Raw genomic sequence first — 24,744 nt, forward strand, 5'->3', positions numbered from 1 at the left:
GGCGACAGCCTACCGGAACTCCCAGCGCTCGACCCGGAACTCGCTCTCCTCGCCATGGCGGTTCCAGCGCAGGATGTCGCCGGTGGCCTGCAGGTCGATCACCGTGCCGCTGCCCTCGTGATGCCCCGCGGGCGCGTGGGAAGGGTTCGTATGAACGATGTCGAGACACTTCTGGGCCAGCGGATCGAGGCGCTTGCCGCCCGCTTGAAGCCGCGCCATCCCGTGATCGAGCGGGTCGGTGACCAGAGCTATCTGCGCATCCCCGAGGACGGCCTTTCCCTCGTGCTGCCCGACCATGCGCATGTGGGCGCGGTGCAGCTCCATGCAGAGGGGCATGAAGGCTACGCCGGCTTCCCGCATCGGATCCCGTGCGGCCTGGCATTCGCCATGTCGCGTGACCGGGTGCGGCAGCTCCTTGGACCGCCCGAGGCTTCGGGTGAGGCGGCGCTGGTGCCGATCCTCGGCAGCAAGCCCGCCTGGGACCGCTTCGCGCTCGGCGCGACAACCCTGCATGCCGAATATGCCGATGATCTGCAGGCGGTCCAGATGTTCACCATCACGGCGTCGCAGGCAGCATGAGACTGTGCCTCGAGCACGTACGGCCGCGCGGCGATCGCTCTAATGCGACGCGGCGAGCCGCAGCAGCAGTGCGGTCAGCTCCGGTTCGCTGACCAGCGCTGCGGCCCGCTTCAGGCTGAACCATTGTCGGCGGCGCTGATGGCGTTCCGGCCAGTCCTTCAGCTCGCGGTCGACGCGCATGGCGAAGACCGCGACCGTGCAACGCATGGTCCGCTCCCGCGGCAGGCGCTTCGCGTAAACGTAGGCACCGGCCGGCTCCGCCGCCACCGCGCCGCGGATGCCGGCTTCCTCGAAGGCTTCCTTGGCCGCGAGCTCCGGCCCGGTGAGGCCCGTCTCCGCCCAGCCCTTGGGCAGGACCCAGCGCCCGGTATCCCGGCTGGTGACCAGCAGCAGCCGCGTGTCGCCACCACGCCCGCGCAGCGGCAGCGCCGCATATTGCTGCCCGGAACGGTCGGCATGGCGTTTCGCCATGCCGCGATCCGTCATCTCTCCGATGTCTGGCAGCCCAGCCATGCCGGTATTCCTTGTCCGCTGACGCGCAAGCGCCGCAGGCCGGACGGCCGGCTGCGGGTTGGTGGAGTCATAGCGCGGGCCGCGGTGGTGGCTCCGTGATCCGGCGCACAGCGGCATCGACGGCCCCCGGGTCAGACGGTGATCCCGGCGGCCGTATCCACTGGCGGGCCGGCCATGCTCTCGAACTCGCAATCGGGCGCCGTGCAGCGGTAATACCGCCGGGCCGGCTGGCCTGGCGCCGCGGCGGGCACTTCCCGGTCGAAGCGGAGGTGGCCATGGCCGCATTTCGGACAGCGCTCGGCCGCCGGGCGCTCGCGGCGCGCCTCCGGCTGCGCCCGCTTCGCGTCGGGCAAGCCCCCCAGCACCTTGGTGATGCCTGCGATGCCGACCATTCCCGCCTCCCGGCCGGAGCTGCGACCCTTGCCTCTATCCCCGGCCAGGGTCGAGCTTCACCGGAACGGCGTTAAATTTCCCTCTTCGGGCGGCCGGGCGGGGCAGGTGCGGTCGATGGCGTACCGGCCCCGGATCACTCTGCTGCCGCCAATAGGTTGGCGTCGCGCGCCAGGCGCCACTGCCCGTCACCCTCCTTGCGCAGGATCGTCAGGGTATGGCCGGCGCGTCGGATCGGCGCGTCGCCGGGCGGCGTCACCGTCACCTCGATCCGGTTCCTGATCCAGGCCCAGTCGCCCAGGATCCGGATCTCCTGGATCTCGCTGCTGCCATCCATCCGGACCCCCTTCATGCTCTCGGCCGCGGCGGCGAAGCCTTCCTTGCCGAAGGGTTCCCGGCCCGGAACCATGAAGACGACGTCGTCGGTCATCAGGCTGAGCACCGCCGCGGTATCGCCGGCCTTGCTGGCGGCGAGCCAGAAATCGATCATCGCGCGAATGGCGCGCTCGTCATCGCTCATGCCGATGCCTTTCGTCCGTCGCGCGGTGCTGTCTACACCGCCCAGGCCCGGCCGATCACCTGACGTCAGCGCGGCAGCCGGTACAGCACCTCCGCCAGGCCGAGGCAGAGCAGCCCGAGTGCCGCGAAGCCGATCGCGGCAATGACGTACATCTCGGCACTGATCCAGATCGTGTGGCCCTGCATGCGATCGGGCGCGATCTCCAGCGCCGTGGTCCAGAAGGTCACACCCCAGACGGCGGCGCCGAGTGCCAGCAGCATCAGCACCCACCCGGCGGCCAGCAGCACGCCTCGCATCATCCTGGACTCCGCGTTGCTCCCCCGCATGTTGGGCGGGCGGGGGAGGGCCGTCTAACGCTTTCGCGCCGGGATCGGTGGCGCGCGGCCGGGCCTGCGACAAAAAGCACCCGCCGCGGCGATGGCCGCGGCGGGTAAAGTGGGGAGGAAACGGGATGCCCCGGGCAGCCACCGCGGCTCGCCCAAGGGCACCCGCGGCCCGAACGTTGGGCCACGCGGGCAGTTGCCGCGCCCGGTCCGCCCCGCCATCGGTACCGGCTGAGAAAGGCGTGACAAGCTGGGCCGTGCCGCCACGCTTCCGATCCCCTCCCGGCGCGGGCCTATTTCTTCAGCGCGTCGCGGATGACTTCCTTGGTGTTGCCGGCGCCCTGCTTCGCCGCACCCGCGACCTGATCCTTGTTCATCGTCACGCCTCCGTGCTGGTCCGCGCCGCCCGAGAGAACAATGCGGATGCCGCTCCGGTTGCGGGACGATCGGGGCGATCGCGATCGTCAAAGCTCGCGCCGCACCTCCCCCGGGCGATCCGCAGCCGCGCCAGGCGCTGCCGATCGCGTGATGCCGAGCTTCGTGAAGCCTTCGGCGCGCCCACCGGGGATGCATGCGGGTCGCGACCGACTAGGTTGTAAAGACATCGCGGGCACGCAGCCGGCGCGCCGGGCCTCCGGCGGCAGGCGTGAGGAGCATGAATTGCGGCACGGTCGATTGCAGGGCGCTCTCGTCCTGGTGTTAGAGAATGAGTGGGACGTCGCCGAGGAGACCACCGGCATCCTGAGGCGGGCCGGATGCCGGGTGCTGGGACCGGCCCCGAGCGTCGCCTCGGCACTCGATCTTCTGGAAGGCGAGACGCCGGACGCGGCCCTGCTGGAAGCGGGGCTCGGGGCGCAGATGTATGTCGCGGTCGCCGACCGGCTGCAGGAACACGGCGTGCCGTTTGCCTTTCTCGGCGGCCGCGATCACGCGGCACCGGTCGGCTATGACGCGCATCGGGTCCTGGGCACGCCGGTTTCGGCAGCGACCCTGCGGGCAGAGGTGCTGGCGTTGCTGACCGATCCGGCGGTCTGACGCGGCATCCCCTACCGCTCCGCCGCGACCAGCAGGAACATCGGCCGCTCGCGCTCCTCCGCCCAGTCGGGATGGGCAGCGAGATCCGCGTCGGATGGGCTCCACTCCTCGACATGGCGGATCGCGAAGCCGGCGCCGATCAGCGTGTTGAGCGTCGTCCCCAGCATGCGGTGCTGCTTGATCACCCCCTCCGCCAGCCAGTCGGTCCGGCGCGGCCCCTCGATCCCATAGCCGTCGAGCGGCCAGGTCCGACGGCCGGTGGCAGCATCGGTCGCCCAGCCCGGCTCCGAGGGCGCCATGTAGATCGGATGCTCGATCGTGAAGACGAAGCGGCCGCCCGGCACCAGCGCGCGGTGCACGGCCGCGACCAGGCCCGCGAAATCGGCGACGTAGTGCAGTGCGAGCGAGCTGTAGGCGAGGTCGAACGCCGCCGGCAGCTCCGGCCGTTCCAGGTCGGCGATGGCGTAGGTGACGTTCGGCGCGCTGGTGTCCCGCCGCGCGCGGGCGATCATGCTGTGCGACAGGTCGAGCCCGAGCACCTGCCGCGCCCCGGCGGCCGCTGCCCAGCGGGCGAACCAGCCGAAGCCGCAGCCGAGATCGAGGATCTTGAGGCCGGTGAGGTCGGGCAGCAGCGCGCGGACCGCCGGCCACTCCGCGGCGCCATCCAGCCCCTCGACGGAGCGCGGCAGCCGGCTGTAGCCGGCGAAGAAGCCGGGATCGTCATAGATGTTCTGCGCCATGCTGCCTCGCGCCGCCTGCCATCCTTCGCGTCGCCATCATGGCGCGGGGCTGCACCCGGCGCGAGATGCGGGCCGCGCCTTCACGCCATTGCTCCGCCATGACAGGCTGGGCGTACTCGCTGGCGCAGAGCGCCGCCGTCTGAAGGAGAGTGCAGGAATGTCCGTGCCGATGTCGCCCGGGACGCTCGACATCGGCATCGATATCGGCGGCACCTTTACGGACGCGGTCTGCCGCGGCGCGGATGGCAGCGCGCGCCTGCTCAAGGTGCCGAGCACGCCGGACGATCCGTCCCGCGCGGTCGCGGAGGCGCTCCGCCGCCTGCTTGGGGATGCGGGCGGTGGCGCCGTCCGCCGTTTCCTGCACGGCACCACGGTGGCGACCAACGCCATCCTGGAAGGCACCGCCGCCCGCGTCGGCCTGATCACCACCGCGGGCTTCGCCGACGTGCTCGAGATCGGGCGGATGACCCGCGCTTCCAACTACGACCTGATCTTCGGCCCGCAGACCCCGGTCGATGTCGCCCCCTCGGCGCGGCGACTGGAGGTCCGTGAGCGGATCGATGCCGAGGGCCTGGTCGTCGAGCCGCTCGACGAGGCCGGCGTCGCCGCGGCCGCCCGGCAGCTCGCCGGCGATGGCGTGCAGGCGATCGCCATCTGCTTCCTCTTCGCCTTCCTCAACCCGGCGCATGAGCGGCGCGCGCGGGAGATCGTCGAAGCCACCTGTCCCGGCATCGCGGTGTCGCTGTCGAGCGAGGTCGATCCCGGCATCCGCGAGTATGAACGCTGCTGCGCGACGGTGTTCGACGCGGCGCTGAAGCCGGTGATGGATCTCTATCTCGGCCGCATCGAAGGCATCCTGGCCGAGAGCGGCGTGCCGGCGGCGCTCCGCATCATGCATTCCCGCGGCGGGCTGCTCGGCGCCGGCGCGGCGCGCGGAAGGCCGATCCGGCTCACGCTCTCTGGCCCATCGGCGGCGGCGATCGGCGCCGCCTCCGTGCTGCGCGATGCGGGCTTCGGGCAGGGTGTCTCGATCGATGTCGGCGGCACCAGCGCCGATGTCGCGCTGATCGAGAATGGCACGCCCGCGCTCCGCAACGACGGGCGCATCGGCCGCTTCCCGGTGCGCGTGCCCACGGCCGATGTCCTCGCCATCGCCGCGGGCGGCGGCAGCATCGCCTGGATCGACGCGACCGGCGGGCTGCGCGTCGGTCCCCGCTCGGCCGGCGCCGATCCGGGGCCCGCCTGCTACCGGCGCGGCGGCACGCGCCCGACCGTGCTCGACGCCTCGGTCGTGCTCGGCCTGGTCGATCCGGCGCGCTTCGCCAATGGCGAGCTGCGCCTCGACGCGGATGCGGCGGCGGAGGCCATCGCCCGCGACATCGCGGGGCCGCTCGGCATGGGGTTGGAAGCGGCGGCGAGCGCGATCCATCGCGTCATCAACGCGACCATGGCGGAGGCGGTGCGGCAGATGACCGTCGCGCGCGGCATCGATCCGCGCGACTTCCCGCTGCTGCCGGCCGGCGGCGGCGGCGGGTTGCACGCCGCCTGGATCGCTGAGGAGCTCGGCATGACCAAGGTCGTGGTGCCCGCGGCACCCGGAGTCCTGGCAGCCGCCGGCCTGCTGGAGGCGCCGCTGGAGCATGATGCGGCGCATGGCTTCTACCGTCCGCTCGAGCGCCTGACGGAAGACGATTTGCGGGCCGCGATCGACGCGCTGACGGCCCGCTGCGCCGCCGCGATGGCCGGCGACGGCGTCGCATCGGGCAGCGCCGTGACCGAGATTGCGGCGGCGGCGAGCTTCATGGGGCAGGGGCACAGCCTCGACGTCCAGGTGCCCCCTGGCAGCGCGCGGCCCGGCGAGGTGATCCGGACCGGCTTCATCGAGGCGCATCGCCGCGCCTATGGCCATACCCGGGACGCGCCGGTGCGGCTCGTCTCGCTGCGCGTGGTGCAGCGCCTGCCGGCCGAGACCGCGGCCACGCAATGGCGGGGCGACGACGGCCGGGACATGCGAGCACGGCGCGCCATCCTCGACGGCGTCGCGGCCGAGGTCGCCGTGCGGCACCGTGCAACCATGGCCGAAGGCGAGGTCGTCACCGGCCCGGTCATTATGGAACAGGCGGATTCCACGCTCGTCGTGCCGGCGGGCTGGCGTCTCGTGGCGCATGCGCGGCACCTGGTGATGGAAAGGATCGCCGCATGAACGCGGAGCGGATCGACCCCGCGACGCTGGAGATCGTCCGGCGCCGCCTCGAAGGCATCGCCGAGGAGATGCAGGGCATCCTGCTGCGCAGCGCCGTCTCGCCCATCGTGCGCGAGGCGAATGATGCCTCCGCCAGCATCTTCCTGCCTGATGGCACCGTGATGGCGCAGTCCGTGTCGCTGCCGCTGCTGCTCGGTTGCCTGATCCCGGCCGTGTCGCGTCTGCTCGCGGGTTTCCCGATCGCGCAGATGCAGCCGGATGACATCTACCTGATGAACGACCCCTATGATGGCGGCACCCATATCCCCGACCTCACGCTGATGATGCCGGTCTTCGCGGAGGGCCGGGTCGTGGCGCTGGCCGGCACGATCTTCCACCACCAGGACATGGGCGGCCTGACGCCGGGCTCGGTGCCCACCAACGCGACCGAGATCTATCACGAAGGTCTCCGCCTGCCGCCGCTCCGCCTCGCGCGCGGCGGTGTGGTGGACGTGCAGATCATGCGCATCATCGCCTGCAACATCCGCACCCCCGACGCCTTCGAATGGGACCTGAACGCGCAGATCTCGGCCTGCCGCACCGGCGCCGCGCGTGTCGCTGACATGGTCGCGCGCCACGGTGCCGCGCCGCTCACCGCGATGATGGAGGAGCTGGTGCGCCGCGCCGAGGCCGCGACCCGGGCCGCGATCGCCGCGATCCCCGATGGCGCCTGGCGCTACAGCGACGCCCTCGACAATGACGGTGTCGATCTCGACGTCCCGTGCCGATCGAGGTCGAGGTCAGGGTGCAAGGGGAGGAGATCACCATCGACTTCACCGGCACCGCGCCCCAGGTGCGCGGGCCGGTGAACGCGGTGCCGGCCGGCGTCATGGCAGGCGCCTTCTTCGCGATCCGCGCGGTCACCGGCCCGGAGATCCCGAACAATGGCGGCTGTTTCCGGCCGCTGCACCTGGTGCTGCCGGAAGGATCGCTGCTCAATCCGCGGCCGCCCGCCGCGGTGAATGCGCGCACCGCGACGGTGAAGATCCTGACCAATGCGATCCTCGGCGCCCTGGCTCAGGCGCTGCCGGAGCGCATTCCGGCGGCGAATGCGGGGGCCAGCGTGATCATGGCGCTCAGCGGCCGGAACCCCGATGGCAGCACCTATGTGGTGACGGAGGCGATGCAGGGCGGCAGCGGTGCATCCGCCATCGGACCCGGCGTCGCCGCCGTCTCGACCGATGTCGGCAACACCATGAACCAGCCGGTGGAGGCGATGGAGACCGATGCGCCGGTGCGCGTGCACCGCCTCGGCATCCGGCGCGGCTCGGGCGGCGCCGGCCGTAACCGCGGCGGCGACGGCGCGGTCCGGGACTATGAGGTGCTGCGCGGCCCGCTGACCCTGACCTTCCGCGGCGAGCGGCACATGCACGCCGCCCGCGGCGCGGCGGGCGGCGGCGACGGCGCGATGGCGCAAGCCTGGATCCAGCGCCGGGACGGCAGCCGGGAGGAGATCCGCTCCAAGCTCAGCACGGTCCTGCAGACCGGCGACCGGCTGGTGATGGCGACCGCCGGCGGCGGCGGATGGGGAGAGGCGGAATGAAGCGGGTTCTCGCGGCGCTGGCGCTGCTGCTGGCGGGTGCGCTGCCGGCGGCGGCGCAGCCCTGGGATGCGACGCGCACCGTCAGGCTGGTGGTGGGCTATACGCCCGGCGGGTCCTTCGACGTGGTCGCCCGCGCGCTGGCTGATGGGCTGCAGGCCCGGCTCGGCAATCCGGTGGTGGTCGAGAACCGGCCGGGGGCAGGCGGATCGATCGGCAGCGAGTTCGTCGCCCGTGCCACGCCGGACGGCTATACGCTGCTGGTCGGCGGTGCCGGCACCCATGGCGTGACGCCGGCGATCCGGCGGAACCTGCCCTTCGACACGGCGCGTGACTTCACCGCGGTCGCCCGCATCGCCGAATTCGCCAATGTCATGGTGGTGAACGCGTCCAATCCGGCGCGGGACCTCAGGGCCTTCATCGACTGGGCGAAGGCGCAGCGCCAGGGCGCCACCTTCGGCTCGCAGGGGGCGGGGACCTCGATCCACCTGACCGGGGAGATGTTCAGGCTGCGCACCGGCCTCGACATGACGCATGTGCCCTATCGCGGCGCCGCCCAGGTCCATGCCGACATGCTCGCCGGGCGGGTCGACGTGATGTTCGACAACCTGCCCTCCGTCATGGGGCAGATCGAGGCCAGGGCGATGCGGGCACTCGCGGTCACCTCCGCGCGGCGCGTACCGGGGCTTCCCGACGTTCCGACCATGGCCGAAGCCGGCATGGCCGATTTCGTGGTGACGAGCTGGGTCGGCGTCTTCGGTCCTGCGAGGATGGATCCCGCGGTGGTCGAGCGTCTCTCGCGCGCTGTCCAGGCCGCGACGGAAGCGCCGCAGGGCAGGGAACGGCTGCTGGCGATGGGCGCGCAGCTTGCCCCGGCCGGACCGGCGGAATTCGATGCGGCCTGGCGCGCCGACATGCGGCGCTGGCAGGAGGTGGTCGTGGCGGCGCGGGTCGAGTTGCTGGACTGACGGCGCGGGCGTCAGGCTCCTGTGAACGGACGCCGCGGCGAGGTGCTTCAGTTCATCATCCTTAGACGTCAGGATCCAGCCGATCTCTGTCCCAGCAATTCTTCCCGGCAGGCTTGGCTGAAGGCGCAGAGCGGGTCGAGTTCACCGGCGCGGGTGATGTCGGCGAAGAGACGCAGGTCCTTGTTCGGCTCGAAATAGACGGCGCCGATGCGGCTCATCACCCGCTCCGCTTCGTGCAGCGTGCGCGACTGGCCAAAAAGCCGCAGCGTGCTGACCATCGCGTAGAGATTGACGAGCTTCGCCGGATCGTCGAGCTCGTGCTCGAAGGCGTCGCCGAAGACGCGCGATGCCTCCCGGATGAAGTCGCAATAGAGCGCTTCGCGGCGCGCCCTGTCCTGCGCGCGTTGCGCCGCCCGCGCCTGCGACGCCTGATTCAGCCACGTCGTCGCAAGCGAGGCCAGTGCGCCGATTGCGGACCCGGCCAGGGCTGAAAGCGCGGAAAGATAGGCCGTATCCATCAATCACCTCCGACCCATCCCGATGCTTCCCGGCCCGTTAGGCCCAACTCCGCTCTCGTCCTGACAGAATCAGGCTCGGATGAACGCGAGCAGGTCGGCGTTGAAGCGGTCCTGATGCGTCGCCGTCAGACCGTGCGGCGCACCGGGGTAGTAGATTTCCGTGGCACCCCGGATGAGCCGTGCCGATTTCCTCGCCGACTCCCTCACCGGGACGATCTGATCGTCCTCGCCGTGGAGAACGAGCGTCGGGACGTCGAACTTTCTGAGATCCTCGCTGAAGTCCGTCTCCGAGAACGCCTTGACGCATTCATAGGCGTTCAGGGCGCCGGCCTGCATGCTCCAGAGCCAGAACTGATCGAGCGTGCCTTGCGGGACCGATGCATCGGGCCGGTTGGCGCCATAGAAGGCGACCGCCAGCTCCCTGTAGAACTGGGAGCGGTTGCCTGCGACTCCAGCCCGGATCGCGTCGAAGACTTCCATCGGCAGCCCTTCCGGATTGGCCGAGGTCCTCAGCATGATCGGCGGGACCGCCGCGACGAGGACCGCCTTCTTCACGCGCCGGGTGCCGTGGCGCCCGATGTAGCGCGCGACCTCGCCGCCGCCGGTGGAGTGGCCGACCAGCGTCGCGTCCCTGAGGTTGAGCGCGTCGATGACCGCGGCGAGGTCATCGGCGTAGCCATCCATGTCGTTCCGCGTCGACACTTGGCTGGAGCGCCCGTGGCCGCGCCGGTCGATGGCGATGCAGCGGTAGCCGCTCCTCACGAGGAAGAGCATCTGGGCGTCCCAGGCATCGGCGTTCAACGGCCAGCCATGGGAGAAGGTCACGACCGGGCCGGTGCCCCAGTCCTTGTAGTGGATCTGTGCACCATCCGGGGTGGTGACCATGCCCGTCGTGCCGTTCCCCCGCGGGGCATGCGTGGTCGTGGCGGGCGGGCGGGCGGCAGTCTGGGCCGCGGCAGGCTCTGCTGCGGTCATGGCGGTTGCGGCGCCGAGCCCACCCAGAAGGAGGGTGCGGCGCGCGGCTTCGCCGAGCGGGGTTCGGGCGTCGGTCATTGTCGTAGCCTTGCTTGGGAGTGGCGGAGGAAAGCCGGCGATCAGAGGTCGGTGACGCGCTCGGGATTCGCCGAGGTCAGCGCCGCGGCACGGTCGGCGCGTGGCGGGTAGATCCACACCGTGTTGATCTCGTGCTTCGTCTTCTTCGCTTCGGCGCCGACCATCTCGACTTTCCGGTCCCAGCCCCGGGTGAAGACGGCGCCCGCCGCCCCGAGATCCAGACAGGTCACATAGGCCTTCTGGTGGTAGGGCGTGGTCGGAACCCCGAGCAGTTCGGCCGCGGCGTTGTTGCCGGCGAAGGCACCCATCCGCGTCGCGTGCTGGCAGGACATCAGCGCGAAGTTCCCGAAATCATCGATCGCCGCCTTCGCGGCATCGCCGGTTGCGAAGACCCCCGGCACGCCGGGGATGCGCAGATCCCGATCGACGACCAGGCGACCGAAATTGTCGCGCTCGGCCGGGATCTGCGCGGTCAGCGGCGCGGCGCGCATGCCCGCCGCCCAGATGACGGTCTCGCTGTCGATGCGATCGCCATTGGCCAGGGTGACACCGCCTGCATCCACCGCCGCCACACCCACACCGAGCCGGGTTTCGATCCCGAGGTCCCGCAACGCGGTTTCGATGATCGGGCGCGGGCCGGGCCCCATGTCGGGAGCGATCGCATCATTGCGTTCGACGATCACGACGCGCAGCTTCGCATCCTTGCCGAGCACGGCGCGCAGCCGCGCGGGCATCTCCGTTGCGGCCTCGATGCCGGTGAAGCCGCCGCCGGCGACGACGACCGTGTTCCGCGCATCCGATTTCGGCCGCTGCGCCAAGCCCTGCAGGTGGTGGTCGAGCGTGATCGCATCCTCGAGCTGATCGACGCTGAACGCGTGCTCCGCCAGGCCGGGGATGTTGGGGCGGAACAGCCGGCTGCCTGTGGCCACCACCAGCCGGTCATAGGTCATGCTGTGAGGATGGCCATCGGCGGGAATGATCTCGACGAGGCGGGACACGGTTTCGATCGCTTCAACGCGGCCCTGCACGTACTCGACATCGATGGCCTTCAGCACGGGGCCGAGCGGCGCGGTCAGGGTCTCGGGCTTCGGCTCGTAGAGGCGCGGGCGGACCACCAGCGTCGGCTCCGGCGACACCAGCGCGATCTGCAGCTTGTCAGGCGGGACACCATGGGCTTCGCGCAGGCGGGCTGCGGAGAGCGCGGCATACATGCCCGCGAAGCCGGCGCCGATGATGATGAGTCGCTGTTGCATGGGTCGGGCTTCCGTCCGTTGACATTGAGCACCCGCTTTCAGGTCGCGTTCGGGCACCAGACGCGATGGCAGATCGCTGCTGCGACCGTGTTGCCTGGGACGGAGAATGGCCCGTCACCGCACGCGGCCGATATTGTCCGAGCGGATAGGTTGCCTTCTCCAGATGGTGGGTGCGCCTATCCGTTCCCGCGATCGCTCACGCCAAGCCGCCCGCTGCGTCGGCTCGCGGCGGAGCAGCCAGTCATCCTGCAAGTGGGCGGGATCGTGGAGAAGCGCGACGGGTGTCGAAGCCGGGGCATCCGGCTTTCAGTCGCGCGCCTCGTGGGGCTGGGCCGGAAGCGAGAAGCGAAAAATGGCACCACCTCGAGGGTGATTCTCGGCCTCGATGCTGCCGCCATGGGCGGTGATGATGGAGTGGCAGACCGAGAGCCCGATCCCCATCCCGTCGACCTTGGTCGTGAAGAAGCTCTCGAAGACACGGTCCAGGATATCCGGCGCAATCCCCGGTCCACTGTCATGGATCGAAAATCCGAGGGCGCCTGGCGGGCCGGACCCGATGCAGATCCGAATGCGACGCTCCGTCGACTCCGCCTGTGCGATGGCCTGTACGCTGTTGATGATGAGATTGACGATGACCTGCTGGAGTTGAATGCGATCCCCAAGGATACGTGGGCACGACGGGGCGGCGGTGATGGCGAGGTCGATGCGCCTGGCTTCGATTTCATGACGCACGAAGAGCAGCGCTTCCTCGACGATCTCGCTCATGTGGAGTGACGTCCGTTCCCGTTCCCCCCTTTGGGCCATGGAGCGAACGTGCTGGATGATGTCGTTCGCGCGGCTGGCGCTCGATATGATCCGGCCCGTCAGTTGCCGCAGCTTCTCGACGTTGACGTCATCGCGGGACAGCCATCGCAAGCTCGTCTCCGCATTGGTGACGATGGCCGCAAGCGGCTGCTTCACCTCATGGGCGATGGAAGTCGCCAGCTCGCCCAGCGTCGAGATGCGGGCCGCATGGGCGTGATCGGCCTGGAGCTGTCTGAGCTGCGTTTCGGTCCGCAGCCGCTCCGTGATGTCCTCGATGGTGATGAAGGTGGTGTCCATCTGTTCGGGCGGCATTGGATAGGTGACGTGGAAGAGAACGTCGCGCATCCGCCCATTGAGGGTGAGAATCCGGCCTTGCTCGGCATGGTTCCGACGCCCTTCGAAATGCGCGATCATGATCCGCTTGGCGGTATCGGGCGTGCCAGTGAAGAGATAGCGAACCGGCCTGATGAGATCGGCCGCACACCGTCCACCAAGAAGGCTGATGGCCCCGCTGTTGACTTCCGTGACGCAAACGACGTCCTTGCCGAGCTCGACGATCTCCGGGTGCTCTGTCAGGAAGCTCGCGATGTCGGTCACGCCCTCGGCCCTGAGGCGATCGAGTATCTCCCCCATGCCGCGCGCATCGACCTGCCACAGGGCCGTCGGCATATAGTGGATGAGCTTGCGGTAGCGGTCCTCGCTGGCCTGCAGCTCCCACGCGGTCCGGTCACCCGCCGCAGCGCCGTGAACCATGAGGAACGCGGTGTTGCGGCCACCGGCCACGGAGCGCCATGCCGTCAACGTGGCATCGCGCAGGACGCACTGGGCTTGATCCAGGCGCCGCCGAATGATCTGGGAGGGGCCGCACGCCGCAACCTCGGCAAGAAGCCTGGTGAGGACGCTGCGGGTTTCCGCCGGCCAGAAGTTGGCCATGGGCTGACCCACCATCTGCTTGCGATCCGCATTTCCTCCAAACAGGCGGACCGTTCTATCGTTGACGTCGACGATGCGCGCGAGGGACAGCAGGCGCTCCAGGGCATCCTCCTGGTCCGGACCGAGGGCATCGTGCGGGTGTTCGGGTGCGCTGGCAGGGCTGAGAAGCGCGTGCGCGCCGGAGATATCCAGCTCCCAACAGGCCGCGCCGCCGCCCTGCGGCTCGGCGGCGGCATGCGTGCCGATTTCGGCGACGCCGATGGAGGCGCCGCGCCCATACTCGACGACATCAAGCGCTTCGCCGAGTTCATTGTAGCGAACGGTACGCCTGACGGAGACCGTGATCTGCGATCCCGTCGCGGTACAGCGGCGCACCGGGCCATGCCAGCGCCCCTCCCGCAGCAACTGCTGCCAATGCTCCGAATCGAGGGGGATGCTTGCGGAGATCTCGCCGAGCCGGCGTCCCAGCATGGCCATCGCAGGCCAGCCGTAGAGGGCCTCTGAGGCAGGATTCCAGTACTGTATGAAGCCCTTGAGGTCGCACGCAATCACGCTCTCAGAGGCCAGATCGGCCAGTTCCGCGCCAGCGGCAGGGCATGCGCCGCGTTCAGCAACAATGCGAAGTTTTTCGGCCATGCTACGCCCCCTCTGCTGCACGTCGTCTCGACCAGCTCCGCGGCGGCCGACCCTGGAGTGATGCAAAGCGCGTCGTCCCGCGGTGGATCTGGACAGGAGTGCCGATCGCACCCTGCGGGAAGGCGGCCAAGCTGCGCGCTCTCAGCGTCCGCCACCTCGTCCTTTATCGCAGTCGTACCCCAGGGCCCTCAGGTGATGGATGAGCTCCTCGCCCCTGATCGGCTTCGTCAGGCAGGCCATCGCGCCATTCTCCATGACGTCCCGATGGGTAGAGTGATCGGTGGAAGATGTGATGACGATGACCGGCATCGGGCCGCCAAGCGCCTTCATCCGCCGCAGAAGCTCCACCCCTCCGATGCCGGGCATCCGGAGATCGGTGATGAGGCAGGTGAACGCACCGGAGGCATAGGCCGTCAGGAAGGCTTCTGCGCGGTCGAAGGAACGGCACGGAAGGTCAAGCACCTGGAGAAGGTCGGAGAGAGACTCGCGAACGGCTTCGTCGTCGTCGACGACCGCGATGCGTGGTGAATTCGACAAGCACTGGGTCCTTGCTGACGTGGCCCGTTCAGGTCGCCTGCCTCAGGTCTCTGTGAGATCGCGTTGCCCTCCGACCACGCCATTGGCTAGGCCGCTTCCGCCTCGCGCACGCTGGTCGGGATTGCCTCCCAGGCACGCACCAGGTCGCCGATATTGGTCGCCCTCATCTTCCGCATTACATTGCTGCGGTGAAGCTTTACCGTGACGTCGCTGATGCCGAGGTTGAATGCGATCTGCTTGTTGAGCTGGCCATGTGCCAGTTGGCGCAGCACCTGGCGCTCGCGCGACGTGAGCGTGGTGAGGCGCTCGGTATGCTGCTTGGCGATCCGCGCCGAAACCCTCTGCGCGATGTCCCTCTCGATTCCGATTGCGATCGCGTCGAGCAGGGCCTGGTCGCGGAACGGCTTGGTAAGAAAATCGACCGCACCTGCTTTCATCGCCTGAACGGACATCGGGATGTCACCATGCGCCGTGAGAAAGACGATGGGCTTGGTGCTGCCGCTCGACGCAAGGTGGCGTTGGAGATCAAGGCCGCTCAAGCCTGGCATGCGGACATCCAGGACCAGACATCCCGGCCTGTCCTGTGGCTCGGCAGCCAGCAATTCGCGCGTGCAGGCGAAGCACACGGCGTCTATGTCCACAGAACGCATGAGCTCCTGAAGGGCACATCGGATTGCCGCATCATCGTCCACGATCAAAACCACCGGGCGTTCCGATTCAGGTTCCCTTGTCTTCATAACAGGCCTCGCAATGCCGCCAGCTCGCCAATGGGGTGCGTGGCTTTGGCGGTTGCGTTGGCTTCGCATCCCTTGCGCTGGATGTCCCGGACCCTACCGGGGAGGACCGCCAAGGTCGTTGGTGGATTTCCTAAATCTCGCTAAGCCGACTGGCATGGCCGAGTGGGATGACCTGCAAGGGGCTGCCTGTCGCGTCAGTGCTCCGCGACACCGATCAGGCGCAGACCTCGGTAAAGGCGCTCATGTCCGGCAAGATAGGTCGGGTGGTCCGAGAAGACCTGCGCGCGCAGATGGTCGATGGTGAGATGAAACCCGCCCATCGCCTCGCACCAGGCATCGAGTGTCCTTCGCGCCTCCGCAATCCGGCCTGCATGGGCCAGTGCGCTGGCGAGGAAACTCGGGGGATAGACCAGGCTTGGTGAGAAATCGGTGGCACGCACGAAATGCGGGATCGCGAGTTCGTCACGCTCATGCCAGAACTCGCACAGGCCCAGCCAGTGGTGCCAGAGGCCGACGCCGCGGTCGCGCGGGCTGAGGGCAATCGCATACTGGACTGGTGCCTGCATCGCTTCTGGGCGCCCCGCCAGGAACTGGACATGGCCGGCATAGGCGTGCGCTTCGGCATCGCAGGGATCGAGCGCCAGGGCCCGCTCGAAGGCTGTCAGCGCCGCATCGAAGCGGCGTTGCCAGAGCCTCACATAGCCGCGGCAGAACCATGCCCGCGGCCAGGCCGGCGCCCGTGCGACCGCCCGCGTTGCCAGTTCATCGGCCCGCCGCAGCTCGGCGCGCGCCGCGTCGCCCCGTGCGGAGTCGCGAAACTGCACGGTGGCCCGTATGTTCTCAGCGACGATCGCATAGGCTGAGCCGGCCAAAGCGGGCGCATGCGATGGATCGGCGCGGAGCGCGCGGTCGAACCACCGCCGTGCCTCGGCCAGATCCTGGGGCACCGACAGCTCGCGATTGAGGGCGCTCCAGCCGCGCAGGGCGGCGTGCTGCGCGCCGATGGTGAGCGGCGCGTCTTCAGCCGGCCCCTGGGCTGCTTCCCGATCCATGAGCGCGGTGACCACCGTATGCGCCAGCCGGCTTGCGATCTCGTTCTCCACCGAGCTCACGCCGATATGCCGGTGCTCCAGCCTGTCCGCCCAGATGGTCACCCCGCTGGCGGCGTCGTCGACCATGGCGATGATGTGGGTGGAGCCATCATCCGGCCGGACGGAGGTCCGCAGGATGTACCGGGCTCCAGCCTCCCCTTGGAGGCGTTGGATTCCAGCGGATCCCGGCGTGCCGATCACGAGCAGATCGGGCACGCGGGACAGCTGCACCATGAGATGCCGCCCGATCTCCACGGCAAGCGATTGGGGGGTCTCGTCATTCATCAGGCTCTGGACAGGCGAGACCAGGACCGACGGGCGACGCATATCCGATCGGAGGCTGGAAGCTGCCGTCGCCGCGCCAGGGGCGCCACCCTGCTCGCGACCTCCGATCGTGACGGGCGTGACGAAGCGGTAGCCTCGGCCATGCTCGGTCCGGATATGGCTGTCGGCTTCTCCACCGTCGCGAAGCACGCGGCGAAGTGCTGCCATGTGCACGGTCAGATTGTTCTCCGCGACGATTCGGCCGCCCCAGCCAGCATGCAGCAGATCGTCCTTGGGCACGAGTTCACCCGCGCGCCTCAACAGCAGCAACAGGAGTTCCGTTGCGCGGGAGTTGAGCAGTACCAACTCGCCTTGTTTTTCGAGACGACGGCTGAGCGTGTGAAACACGTAAGGTCCGAAGGCGAAACTCGAAGGTGCCCCCATAACTCCCGATCCATTGCGTGGGTGTTTAGTAATTCATAGCAGCGTCAGTTCGTTGCGTCCTGGAAATCGGGGCCGCTAAGCTGGGCCTCCTGAGACGCTGCCGAGGGGATGATGAACCGTATCGGAACCGCCTATTTCGAACGGAACGAGAAGGCGCGCCTCTTCGCCGACCTCGCTTGTGCAGGCGAGCCCAACCAGGCTCGGCGGGATGAGCTGCTGGGGCGGGGATCGTGAGGGGTGACGTGCGGATCAGGTCCATGGCGCGGGAGGACGTACCCGAGTTGCTGCGGCTGATGGAGGGCGTCGTCACCTACGAGCGGGGCAGCGGCTTCCGGCTGACGGAGGCCGAGCTGCTGAATCGCGGCTTCGGAGAGCGTCCGGAGTTCGGCGCCTTCGTCGCCGACCGGGGCGACGGCAGGCTCGCCGGCATGGCCGTGCATTACGAGATCCCCTTCATGCACACGCTGCATCCGCTGCTCATGATGAAGTGGCTCTTCGTGGACCCGGATCAGCGTGGCCAAGGGGTCGGGCGACGACTGATGCAGCGCATGGCCCGCCATGCGGTGGATACGGGACACCAGAAATTCTCCTGGTTCGTCTTGAAGGACAATGCAGCGGCCCGGGCTTTCTACGGCGGGATCGGCGCCACACCCGATCCGGACTGGGACCGCTGGTTGCTGGGGGCGGAGGCGATCGGCGCCCTGACGGCGGGTGGCTGATGTCCGCGATCCGCTTTCAGGATCGCGCTCGCCGCACGCGCTGCATCTGATCGACGCCCTGCAACCTGAATAGCAGGACCTATCCGGTGGTATGCCTCGCCCTCTCCCTCGAGCCAATCGACCGCCAACACGCCTCTCCGTAGCGTTGGCGATGCCGTGTGTAAGGCGGCTGTCAGCAGGAGGCGAACATGAGCCTGGATTACACCTCACACTCCCATAGACCCGAGCCCGACGAGTTGGTTCCGTCGCGCTACGCGCTGCGGATCGGCGAGATTGACGTGCTGGTGATCAGCGATGGCGTGCTGCCGCTCCCAACCGCGATGTTGGCACACAACGTCGACCCGGCCGTCCGGGCGGCCTGGCTGAACGACATGTTCCTGCCGCCGGACGCGTTCGACTGGGCGCTGAACGTGGTCGTGGCACGGAGCGGCGGGCAGACCATACTCATCGATGCCGGGCTGGGGTTGGACCCGGACCTGAACCTGCCGCGGGCCGGGCAGTTGGTCAGGCGACTGGAGGCCGCCGGCATCGATCTTGGGTCGGTGACCGACGTGGTGCTGACCCACATGCATATGGACCACATTGGTGGGCTGCTCGTCGACGGGGTGAAGGACCGGCTGCGTCCGGACCTGCGGATCCACGTGGCGGCCGCCGAGGTCGAATTCTGGGCGTCGCCCGATTTCTCTCACGTCTCCATGCCGCCGGGGTTCCCGGACGCGCTTCGGTCGGCCGCCAAGCGGTTCGTGAAAGAGTACCGCAGTCAGCTCCGGACCTTCGAGGAGGAGCACGAGGTGGCGCCGGGCGTGGTCGTCCGTCGCACCGGCGGCCACACCCCCGGGCACAGCGTGGTCCGCTTGGCGTCCGGCGGCGACCGGCTGACATTCGCCGGCGATCTCGTGTTCGCCGTCGGGTTCGACCATCCCGACTGGTACAACGGGTTCGAACACGACCCCGAGGAGTCGGCCCAGGTTCGGGTTCGTCTTCTGCGGGAGCTGGCCGCGAACGGTGAGCTGCTGGTGGCCACGCACCTGCCGTTCCCATCCATCGGCCGGGTGGCGCTCGACGGCGACGTCTTTCGCTGGGTACCGACCTTCTGGGACTACTGACCGCTTGTAGCGGTCAGGGCCGAACTGGGGCGCGTACTCATGGCGTTCGATGAGTCCGTACCCTGCAGCATGATGCGTTCGCATCCGCTCACGCATCATGCTCCGGCTCCTTGTTTGATCGCGTGATTCGGACTTTTCGGCCGAACCGGCCTCAAGTCATCACGCTCAGTTCGCCGTCACGTTGCCCGCCCGCACCACCTCCGCCCAGCGCCGCGTCTCGACGGCGACGAAACCCGCGAATTCCGCGGGCGGCGTCGCTTCGATGATGAAGCCCTGGCTGGCGAAGCTGCCGCGGATATCCTCCGAGAGCATCGCGGCCCTGACCTCGGTGTGGAGCCTCTGCACGATCGCATCCGGCGTGCCGGCGGGCGCGAAGAGGCCTTGCCAGGAGGTCGCCTCGAAGCCCGGCAGCCCGGCCTCGGCCATGGTCGGCACCTCCGGCAGCAGCGGGTGGCGGGCCGCCGATGTGACCGCCAGCGGCCGGATGGCGCCGGCCCGGATCTGCGGCAGCATGACCAGGAAGTCGCCGAAGCTCGATTGCACCTGCCCGCCCATCAGATCGGTGAGCGCGCCGGCCGATCCGCGATAGGGGACGTGCACCAGGCTGACGCCCGCCATCTGCTCGAACAGCACCCCGGTCAGATGCATCGAGGTGCCGTTACCCGGCGTCGCGTAGGTGATGCTGCTGGGGGCCGCCTTCGCCGCGGCGATGTAGCCAGCCAGGTCCCGCACCGGCATCGCGGGCGTCACCACCAGCACCAGCGGCGCGGACACAAGGCGCGAGATTGGCGCGAAGGACGCCACGGGATCATAGGGCAGGCCGCGGAACAGGCTGCCGGCGATGGCATTGCTGCCGGTGACGCCCATCAGCAGCACCAGCCCATCGGGCGGCGCCTTCGCGACGTAGTCGGCGCCCGCGGTGCCGCCGGCGCCGGGCCGGTTCTCGACCAGCACGGTCTGGCCGAGGCTGGTGGTGAGCCGCTCGGCCAGGCGCCGCGCCAGCAGGTCGGTGCTGCCCCCCGGTGGAAACGGCACCACGATGCGGACCGGCCGGGCCGGCCAGGGCTGCGCCAGGGCGGGGGCGGCGAGGCCGGTCGCGGCCAGTCCGACGCAAAGCGCGCGGCGGGTGAGGACAGGTGTCATCTCGGCTCTCCCTGGGGGATGTCGCAAGCGGGTGCCACGCTCATCGCCCGAAGCGCGTCGGCGCAAAGGGCGTGAGGTCGATCTGCGGCGCGCGGCCCGCTATCAGGTTGGCGATCTCGCGCCCGGTGCTCGCCGCGCCGCACATGCCGACATGGCCATGGCCAAAGGCGAACCAGGCATTGTCGGCGCGCGGCGCACGGCCGATCACCGGCAGGCTGTCTGGCAGGCAGGGCCGGTGGCCCATCCAGTCGCTGGTCTCCGACACATCGAGGTGCGGGAACATCGCCTGCCCGTGCCGCAGCAGCACCTGCGCGCGCCGGTAGTCCGGCGCCGCGCGCAGCCCCGCGAATTCCACCGACCCCGCGAGCCGGAGCCCCATGCTCATGGGGTTCACCATCAGATTGTGCTCGACCGCCATCACCGTGTGGCGGAGTGCCAGGTTGTTGCTGCGGACGGTGACATGGTAGCCGCGCTGCGTCTCGAGCGGGATGCGCGCGCCGAGCTCGGCCGCGAGGCCGGCGGACCAGGCGCCGCCGGCCAGCACCGCGGCGTCGCAATCGAGCGTCTCGCCGCCCGCGAGGCGCAGCCCGGTCACACCGCCGCCCGCCTGGCGGAAGCCGGTGACGCGATGGCGCACAACTGCCGCGCCGTCGCGCTCGCATTGCGCGAAGATCGCCCGCGTCAGCGCCGCCGGATCTGTGGTGGAGCCGTTCTCCGGCGCCAGGATGCCGAAGCGGAAGCGGCCCTTCAGGTCGGGCTCCAGCGCGACCAGCTCATCCTCGGCGATATCGCGCAGATCGACCCCGAGCGAGCGCCTGAGCCCCATCCCCCAGGCCCATTGCCGCGCCGCCTCGGGCCCTGAATAGACATAGAGGCAGCCGCTGCGGGTCATCAGTCCCATCGCCCCGGCGCGCTGCAGCAAGGGCTCATAGCAATCGAAGATCGGCGCCAGCAGCCCGCGCAGTGCGGTCGCGATACGCACCACCTCCTCGCGCGAGGAATGTTTTAGGAAGCGCCATAGCCAGGGTGCGACGACCGGCGCGTACCACCATCGCACCGCCAGCGGCCCCAGCGGATCCAGCAGCCATTGCGGCGCCTTCTTCCACATCCCCGGCATGCCGACGGGCAGGCAGGCGGAGGGCGAGAGCGAGCCGGCATTGCCGAAGGAGGTCGCCTCGGCGGGGCCGAGCGGATCGACGAAACTCACCCGGTGCCCATCGCGCTGCAGCCAGGCCGCGGTCGCGGTGCCGACGATGCCATTGCCGATGACCGCGACATGCATGCCCTGTTTCCTCTCAGCCTTCGGCCTGGCGCCCGAGCGCGAACCACCAATGGATCGCGCGGCGCTCCAGCGCGAGAAAGCCGCGGTTCAGCGCATAGCCGAGCAGCGCGAGCGCCACCACGGCCGCGTAGATCTCGGGCGCCCGTCCCGCGAATTGCATCATCACCAGGTAATGGCCGAGGCCCTGCTCGCCGGCGATCATCTCGGCCACGACGGCGACGACGAGTGCCAGCGCCAGGGACACGCGGAGCCCCGCGAGGATATAGGGCAGCGCGGCAGGCAGCGTGATGCGCAGCGCGCGCCGCAAGGGCCCGATGCCGAAGGTGCGGCCCATGGCCAGTGTCTCGGCCTCCACCGCGGCAATCCCCTGCATCGTGTTGGTCAGCACCGGGAAGAACGCCGTCAGCGCCACGACCGTGACCTTCATGGCGTCATCGAGGCCGAGGAAGAGCACCAGCGGCGGCACTACCGCGGGGATCGGGATCGGCCGGATCAGCTCGACCGTCGGGCCGAACAGCCGCGCCGTCAGCGGCAGGGTCGCGAAGAGCAGCCCCACCATGACCCCGGCGGTGCCGCCGGCCGCGAGCCCCGCCGCCATCCTGAGCAGCGTGCCGCCGGCGAGCTCCGGCAATTCGCCGCTCAGTATGTCGCGGGCCAGCGCCGCCAGCACCTGGCTGAGTGGCGGCCAGTTCGGCGTCTGCATCCAGTCGAGCCGCGCGGAGACCTCCCACAGGGCAAGCAGCCCCGCCACCAACACCACGCCGGAGGAAAACCGCACCGGGCGCCGCATCAGACCGCGGCGGTACGATGGATGAGCGAGGCGGTCGCGGGATAGCGCCCGCCCAGGCCGAAATGCGTCATGGTCGTCAGCAGCGCATCGAGCTCGGCAGGCGTGACGCCCTTCGGATAGGCCGGCAGCGCGACCTGCCGCAGCCGTTCGACCGGCACGCGGGAGAAGCCGGCGATCAGCTCGAGCAGCGCCGGATCGGTCAGCCGTGCGTTGACCCAGTCGACCCCGCGGTGCAGCGCGCGCGCAAAGCGGTCGAAGAGCTCGGCATTGGCGTCCAGATCCTCCTTCATCGCCACGTACTGCGCATTGGTGCCGCCGGGCGTGGTCTCGCTGATCGGCCAGCCGATCCGCTCCAGCCGGTCGCCATGGGTCGCGAGCGCACCGGCGACGAAGGGCTCGCTGAAGATCGCCGCGTCGATCTGCCCGCCGGCCAGCGCATCGGCCATCTGCGGGAACGGCACCTCGACGGTGGTGACGCGGCGCCAGTCGCCGCCGGTCTTCTCGACCCAGGCCATGCCGCGGAGCCAGACGATGTTGTTGCGGGTGTTGGAGGCGATGCGCTTGCCTTCCAGATCCTTGCCCGAGCGGATGTCCGATCCCTTCTTCACCAGTACCGCGAAGATGTCGGGCGGCGTCTCGGTCCCGCGCGTGGCGCCCGAGACGAAGCGGAAATCGAGGCCTTCGCGGATGCCGAGCATGATCGACACGGCATTGGAGAAGGTGACGCGGAACTGCCGTGCGACTAGGCCCGGCAGGCCGGTGGCGCCGCCGGTGGTGGTGGAGGTGTCGATTTCGAGCCCTTCGGCGGCGAAATAGCCTTCGCGGATCGCTGCATGCAGCGGTGCCACGTCCAGCACCGGGATGACGCTGACGCGCATCCGGGTGAGTGTCTGGCCGAGCAGCGGGGGTGCTGCCAGCGGCAGGGCGGCGAGGGAGAGCGCGAGGCGGCGGCTGACCGGTGCCATTGGCGGGGTCCTTCGGGAGGAGGTCACGGACGGAGTGCCGGCTGCCAATGCAGCGCGCGGCGTTCGACGAGGAGAAAGAGCGCATTCAAGGCAAGGCCGAGCACGGCCAGGATGACCAGCCAGGCATACATCTGCCGGACCAGGAAGCTCCGCTGCATGTCGAGGATGAGAAAGCCGAGCCCGCCCTGGCCCGCCAGCATCTCGGCGAGCACCGCCAGCACCAGCGCGAGGCCGAGGCTGATCCGCATGCCCGCGAGGATGAAGGGCAGCGCCGCGGGCAGCACCAGATGCAGCAGGGTATGCGCCCGACCCCAGCCATGGGTGCGTGCCGCATCCAGCATGACCCGATCGACGCCGCGCACGCCCTGCAAGGTGTTCACCAGCACCGGGAACAGCACGGCCAGCGCGACCGAGGTGATCTTCATCGTCTCGCCGATGCCGAGGAAGAGCATCAGCGCCGGCACCAGCGCAGCCTTGGGGATCGGGCGCAGCAGCTCGACCACCGGCTCCAGCAGGCGGAAGACCGGCGGAAACCAGCCCATGGCGAGGCCCGCGGCGACGCCGATGGCGCTGCCGATGAAGAAGCCCGCGAAGACCAGTCGGAGGGTCGCGAGCAGCGGCGGCAGCACCGCGCCGCTGGCCAGCATGTCCCAGAGCACCGGTGCGATCGCGGAGGGCGGCGGCAGCAGCGCGCGGCGGATCAGCCCGGCATCGACAGCCGCCTCCAGCCCGCCGAGAATCAGCGCCAGCACGCAGAGGCCAGGCAGCGGGCGAAGCAGGCGCTCAGCCGTCATGGCGCAGCAGCAGGCGGTCGAGCAGGCGGCGGCGCAGCGCCAGGAACTGCGGCGCCTCGCGCGTGGCGACGGCGTCGCGCGGGCGCGGCAGCCCGACCTCCACCATTTCGGCCATCCTGGCCGGGCGCCGGGTCAGCACCGCGATGCGGTCGGCCAAGGTGATCGCCTCGTCCACGTCATGCGTGACCAGCAGCACGGTCAGGCGCCTGCGCGCCCAGATCTCGAGGATCAGCGCCTGCAGATCGAGCCGGGTCAGCGCATCCACTGCGCTGAAAGGCTCGTCCATCAGCAGCATGGCGGGCTCCGCCGCCAGGGCGCGCGCGATCGCCACGCGCTGCTGCATGCCGCCCGATAATTGCCAGGGGAAGTGATCGCCGAAGCCCTCGAGCCCGACCTGGTCGAGCTGTGCCTCCGCGACTTCCCGCGCGCGGCGGCGGCCGAGGCGATGCTCGATCGCGAAACCCACATTGTCGCGCACGTTGCGCCAGGGCAGCAGCGAGCGCGTGTATTGCTGGAAGACATAGACCGCCTCGGGCGGCGGCGCGATGATGCGGCGGCCGGCGATGCGCACCGTGCCGTCGCTCACCGGCAGCAGCCCCGCGGCCATCTGCAGCAAGGTCGATTTCCCGCAGCCGGAAGGGCCGAGCACGGCCATGAACTCGCCCTGCCGCACCGAGAGCGAGACCTGGTCCATCACCCGCGCCGGCGGGCCGGAGCGGTTGGGATACTCCTTGGTGACGGCGTCCAGTTCCAGGAAATCCACGATCGCTCCTGTCCTGCTGGCCGTAGGCTGCGTCCCCGTGTCCGGGCCGGGTCTGCCGCCCG

General features: G+C 69.4%; 26 protein-coding genes. 8 read left to right on the top strand and 18 right to left on the bottom strand.

The annotated features are described in order from the left end of the window. The first annotated feature begins 150 nt into the window (after positions 1-150). The gene (locus GXW71_RS19045; RefSeq protein WP_211854140.1) at positions 151-579 is read left to right on the top strand and encodes a hypothetical protein; all 429 of its coding nucleotides are present in this window, start codon (positions 151-153) and stop codon (positions 577-579) included. A 39-nt stretch (positions 580-618) separates the two neighbouring features. Here the strand turns inward: GXW71_RS19045 and GXW71_RS19050 are convergent, their stop codons facing one another. The 4 genes from GXW71_RS19050 to GXW71_RS19065 form a co-directional block, all read right to left on the bottom strand. Further along, entirely contained in the window at positions 619-1,092 is a 474-nt protein-coding gene (locus GXW71_RS19050) for an NUDIX hydrolase (protein WP_246526701.1), read from the bottom strand. 131 nt (positions 1,093-1,223) lie between these two features. Then, on the bottom strand, positions 1,224-1,484 hold the full coding sequence (locus GXW71_RS19055; RefSeq protein ID WP_211854141.1) for a hypothetical protein: 261 nt from the start codon (positions 1,482-1,484) through the stop codon (positions 1,224-1,226). Between the two features lie 134 nt (positions 1,485-1,618). Continuing rightward, the gene (locus GXW71_RS19060) at positions 1,619-2,002 is read right to left on the bottom strand and encodes a YybH family protein (protein ID WP_211854142.1); all 384 of its coding nucleotides are present in this window, start codon (positions 2,000-2,002) and stop codon (positions 1,619-1,621) included. Positions 2,003-2,067: 65 nt separating this feature from the next. Next, on the bottom strand, positions 2,068-2,301 hold the full coding sequence (locus GXW71_RS19065; protein ID WP_211854143.1) for a hypothetical protein: 234 nt from the start codon (positions 2,299-2,301) through the stop codon (positions 2,068-2,070). Positions 2,302-2,853: 552 nt separating this feature from the next. Between GXW71_RS19065 and GXW71_RS19070 the strand changes: the two genes are divergently transcribed. Next, positions 2,854-3,360: a response regulator gene (locus GXW71_RS19070; protein ID WP_211854144.1), complete on the top strand. Its 507-nt coding sequence runs from the start codon at positions 2,854-2,856 to the stop codon at positions 3,358-3,360. Positions 3,361-3,371: 11 nt separating this feature from the next. Here GXW71_RS19070 and GXW71_RS19075 read toward each other — a convergent pair whose 3' ends face one another. Beyond that, positions 3,372-4,100: a class I SAM-dependent methyltransferase gene (locus GXW71_RS19075; RefSeq protein WP_211854145.1), complete on the bottom strand. Its 729-nt coding sequence runs from the start codon at positions 4,098-4,100 to the stop codon at positions 3,372-3,374. A gap of 157 nt (positions 4,101-4,257) precedes the next feature. Here GXW71_RS19075 and GXW71_RS19080 point away from each other — a divergent pair, with 157 nt between their 5' ends. The 4 genes from GXW71_RS19080 to GXW71_RS19095 are packed head-to-tail and all read left to right on the top strand — an operon-like array spanning position 4,258 to position 8,850. Beyond that, positions 4,258-6,303, top strand: coding sequence for a hydantoinase/oxoprolinase family protein (locus GXW71_RS19080; protein ID WP_211854146.1), 2,046 nt, complete (start codon positions 4,258-4,260; stop codon positions 6,301-6,303). Then, entirely contained in the window at positions 6,300-7,151 is an 852-nt protein-coding gene (locus GXW71_RS35220; RefSeq protein WP_211854147.1) for a hydantoinase B/oxoprolinase family protein, read from the top strand. Before GXW71_RS19080 ends, GXW71_RS35220 begins: the two co-directional genes overlap by 4 nt. Then, positions 7,064-7,885, top strand: coding sequence for a hydantoinase B/oxoprolinase family protein (locus tag GXW71_RS35225; protein WP_211854148.1), 822 nt, complete (start codon positions 7,064-7,066; stop codon positions 7,883-7,885). The genes GXW71_RS35220 and GXW71_RS35225 overlap by 88 nt, the downstream gene beginning before the upstream one ends. Then, positions 7,882-8,850 carry a Bug family tripartite tricarboxylate transporter substrate binding protein gene (locus GXW71_RS19095; RefSeq protein WP_211854149.1) on the top strand — a complete coding sequence of 323 codons (969 nt, stop codon included), beginning with the start codon at positions 7,882-7,884 and terminating at the stop codon, positions 8,848-8,850. Before GXW71_RS35225 ends, GXW71_RS19095 begins: the two co-directional genes overlap by 4 nt. 68 nt (positions 8,851-8,918) lie before the next feature. Here GXW71_RS19095 and GXW71_RS19100 read toward each other — a convergent pair whose 3' ends face one another. The 7 genes from GXW71_RS19100 to GXW71_RS19130 form a co-directional block, all read right to left on the bottom strand. Then, positions 8,919-9,368, bottom strand: a complete 450-nt coding sequence (locus GXW71_RS19100; RefSeq protein ID WP_211854150.1) for a hypothetical protein — start codon at positions 9,366-9,368, stop codon at positions 8,919-8,921. Positions 9,369-9,437: 69 nt separating this feature from the next. Further along, complete coding sequence (locus tag GXW71_RS19105; RefSeq protein ID WP_211854151.1) at positions 9,438-10,421, bottom strand: alpha/beta fold hydrolase; 984 nt, start codon at positions 10,419-10,421, stop codon at positions 9,438-9,440. A gap of 41 nt (positions 10,422-10,462) precedes the next feature. Then, on the bottom strand, positions 10,463-11,674 hold the full coding sequence (locus GXW71_RS19110) for an NAD(P)/FAD-dependent oxidoreductase (protein ID WP_211854152.1): 1,212 nt from the start codon (positions 11,672-11,674) through the stop codon (positions 10,463-10,465). Between the two features lie 306 nt (positions 11,675-11,980). Next, on the bottom strand, positions 11,981-14,047 hold the full coding sequence (locus GXW71_RS19115; RefSeq protein WP_211854153.1) for a PAS domain-containing sensor histidine kinase: 2,067 nt from the start codon (positions 14,045-14,047) through the stop codon (positions 11,981-11,983). A 141-nt stretch (positions 14,048-14,188) separates the two neighbouring features. Further along, positions 14,189-14,584 (bottom strand): response regulator transcription factor, encoded by a 396-nt coding sequence (locus GXW71_RS19120; RefSeq protein ID WP_211854154.1) that lies wholly within the window; start codon positions 14,582-14,584, stop codon positions 14,189-14,191. Positions 14,585-14,670: 86 nt separating this feature from the next. Then, positions 14,671-15,390 (bottom strand): response regulator transcription factor, encoded by a 720-nt coding sequence (locus GXW71_RS19125; protein WP_456315990.1) that lies wholly within the window; start codon positions 15,388-15,390, stop codon positions 14,671-14,673. 125 nt (positions 15,391-15,515) lie between these two features. Then, the gene (locus GXW71_RS19130) at positions 15,516-17,084 is read right to left on the bottom strand and encodes a winged helix-turn-helix domain-containing protein (protein WP_211854156.1); all 1,569 of its coding nucleotides are present in this window, start codon (positions 17,082-17,084) and stop codon (positions 15,516-15,518) included. 293 nt (positions 17,085-17,377) lie between these two features. Between GXW71_RS19130 and GXW71_RS19135 the strand changes: the two genes are divergently transcribed. Together GXW71_RS19135 and GXW71_RS19140 are read left to right on the top strand one after the other, a co-directional pair. Continuing rightward, positions 17,378-17,839 carry a GNAT family N-acetyltransferase gene (locus GXW71_RS19135; protein ID WP_211854157.1) on the top strand — a complete coding sequence of 154 codons (462 nt, stop codon included), beginning with the start codon at positions 17,378-17,380 and terminating at the stop codon, positions 17,837-17,839. Positions 17,840-18,027: 188 nt separating this feature from the next. Further along, on the top strand, positions 18,028-18,945 hold the full coding sequence (locus tag GXW71_RS19140; protein ID WP_211854158.1) for an MBL fold metallo-hydrolase: 918 nt from the start codon (positions 18,028-18,030) through the stop codon (positions 18,943-18,945). A 165-nt stretch (positions 18,946-19,110) separates the two neighbouring features. On the opposite strand, the gene GXW71_RS19145 is transcribed toward GXW71_RS19140, so the two are convergent. Genes GXW71_RS19145 through GXW71_RS19170 form a run of 6 tightly spaced genes read right to left on the bottom strand, consistent with a single transcriptional unit; the run spans position 19,111 to position 24,682 of the window. After that, on the bottom strand, positions 19,111-20,088 hold the full coding sequence (locus GXW71_RS19145; RefSeq protein WP_211854159.1) for a tripartite tricarboxylate transporter substrate binding protein: 978 nt from the start codon (positions 20,086-20,088) through the stop codon (positions 19,111-19,113). 40 nt (positions 20,089-20,128) lie between these two features. Further along, the gene (locus GXW71_RS19150) at positions 20,129-21,370 is read right to left on the bottom strand and encodes an NAD(P)/FAD-dependent oxidoreductase (protein ID WP_211854160.1); all 1,242 of its coding nucleotides are present in this window, start codon (positions 21,368-21,370) and stop codon (positions 20,129-20,131) included. Positions 21,371-21,383: 13 nt separating this feature from the next. After that, complete coding sequence (locus GXW71_RS19155) at positions 21,384-22,148, bottom strand: ABC transporter permease (RefSeq protein ID WP_211854161.1); 765 nt, start codon at positions 22,146-22,148, stop codon at positions 21,384-21,386. Between the two features lie 11 nt (positions 22,149-22,159). Continuing rightward, complete coding sequence (locus GXW71_RS19160) at positions 22,160-23,125, bottom strand: ABC transporter substrate-binding protein (protein WP_211854162.1); 966 nt, start codon at positions 23,123-23,125, stop codon at positions 22,160-22,162. 23 nt (positions 23,126-23,148) lie between these two features. After that, positions 23,149-23,919 carry an ABC transporter permease gene (locus GXW71_RS19165; protein ID WP_211854163.1) on the bottom strand — a complete coding sequence of 257 codons (771 nt, stop codon included), beginning with the start codon at positions 23,917-23,919 and terminating at the stop codon, positions 23,149-23,151. Further along, positions 23,909-24,682: an ABC transporter ATP-binding protein gene (locus GXW71_RS19170; protein WP_211854164.1), complete on the bottom strand. Its 774-nt coding sequence runs from the start codon at positions 24,680-24,682 to the stop codon at positions 23,909-23,911. Before GXW71_RS19170 ends, GXW71_RS19165 begins: the two co-directional genes overlap by 11 nt. Positions 24,683-24,744 lie beyond the last annotated feature (62 nt).

It is taken from the genome of Plastoroseomonas hellenica, from assembly GCF_018129085.1.
Lineage (GTDB): Bacteria > Pseudomonadota > Alphaproteobacteria > Acetobacterales > Acetobacteraceae > Plastoroseomonas > Plastoroseomonas hellenica.

Coding starts and splice junctions, on each gene's coding strand:
- GXW71_RS19045 (WP_211854140.1), top strand. CDS start 151: ATGAACGATGTCGAGACACTTCTGGGCCAGCGGATCGAGGCGCTTGCC.
- GXW71_RS19050 (WP_246526701.1), bottom strand. CDS start 1,092: ATGGCTGGGCTGCCAGACATCGGAGAGATGACGGATCGCGGCATGGCG.
- GXW71_RS19055 (WP_211854141.1), bottom strand. CDS start 1,484: ATGGTCGGCATCGCAGGCATCACCAAGGTGCTGGGGGGCTTGCCCGAC.
- GXW71_RS19060 (WP_211854142.1), bottom strand. CDS start 2,002: ATGAGCGATGACGAGCGCGCCATTCGCGCGATGATCGATTTCTGGCTC.
- GXW71_RS19065 (WP_211854143.1), bottom strand. CDS start 2,301: ATGATGCGAGGCGTGCTGCTGGCCGCCGGGTGGGTGCTGATGCTGCTG.
- GXW71_RS19070 (WP_211854144.1), top strand. CDS start 2,854: ATGCCGAGCTTCGTGAAGCCTTCGGCGCGCCCACCGGGGATGCATGCG.
- GXW71_RS19075 (WP_211854145.1), bottom strand. CDS start 4,100: ATGGCGCAGAACATCTATGACGATCCCGGCTTCTTCGCCGGCTACAGC.
- GXW71_RS19080 (WP_211854146.1), top strand. CDS start 4,258: ATGTCCGTGCCGATGTCGCCCGGGACGCTCGACATCGGCATCGATATC.
- GXW71_RS35220 (WP_211854147.1), top strand. CDS start 6,300: ATGAACGCGGAGCGGATCGACCCCGCGACGCTGGAGATCGTCCGGCGC.
- GXW71_RS19095 (WP_211854149.1), top strand. CDS start 7,882: ATGAAGCGGGTTCTCGCGGCGCTGGCGCTGCTGCTGGCGGGTGCGCTG.
- GXW71_RS19100 (WP_211854150.1), bottom strand. CDS start 9,368: ATGGATACGGCCTATCTTTCCGCGCTTTCAGCCCTGGCCGGGTCCGCA.
- GXW71_RS19105 (WP_211854151.1), bottom strand. CDS start 10,421: ATGACCGACGCCCGAACCCCGCTCGGCGAAGCCGCGCGCCGCACCCTC.
- GXW71_RS19110 (WP_211854152.1), bottom strand. CDS start 11,674: ATGCAACAGCGACTCATCATCATCGGCGCCGGCTTCGCGGGCATGTAT.
- GXW71_RS19115 (WP_211854153.1), bottom strand. CDS start 14,047: ATGGCCGAAAAACTTCGCATTGTTGCTGAACGCGGCGCATGCCCTGCC.
- GXW71_RS19125 (WP_456315990.1), bottom strand. CDS start 15,390: ATGCGAAGCCAACGCAACCGCCAAAGCCACGCACCCCATTGGCGAGCT.
- GXW71_RS19135 (WP_211854157.1), top strand. CDS start 17,378: ATGGCGCGGGAGGACGTACCCGAGTTGCTGCGGCTGATGGAGGGCGTC.
- GXW71_RS19140 (WP_211854158.1), top strand. CDS start 18,028: ATGAGCCTGGATTACACCTCACACTCCCATAGACCCGAGCCCGACGAG.
- GXW71_RS19145 (WP_211854159.1), bottom strand. CDS start 20,088: ATGACACCTGTCCTCACCCGCCGCGCGCTTTGCGTCGGACTGGCCGCG.
- GXW71_RS19150 (WP_211854160.1), bottom strand. CDS start 21,370: ATGCATGTCGCGGTCATCGGCAATGGCATCGTCGGCACCGCGACCGCG.
- GXW71_RS19160 (WP_211854162.1), bottom strand. CDS start 23,125: ATGGCACCGGTCAGCCGCCGCCTCGCGCTCTCCCTCGCCGCCCTGCCG.
- GXW71_RS19165 (WP_211854163.1), bottom strand. CDS start 23,919: ATGACGGCTGAGCGCCTGCTTCGCCCGCTGCCTGGCCTCTGCGTGCTG.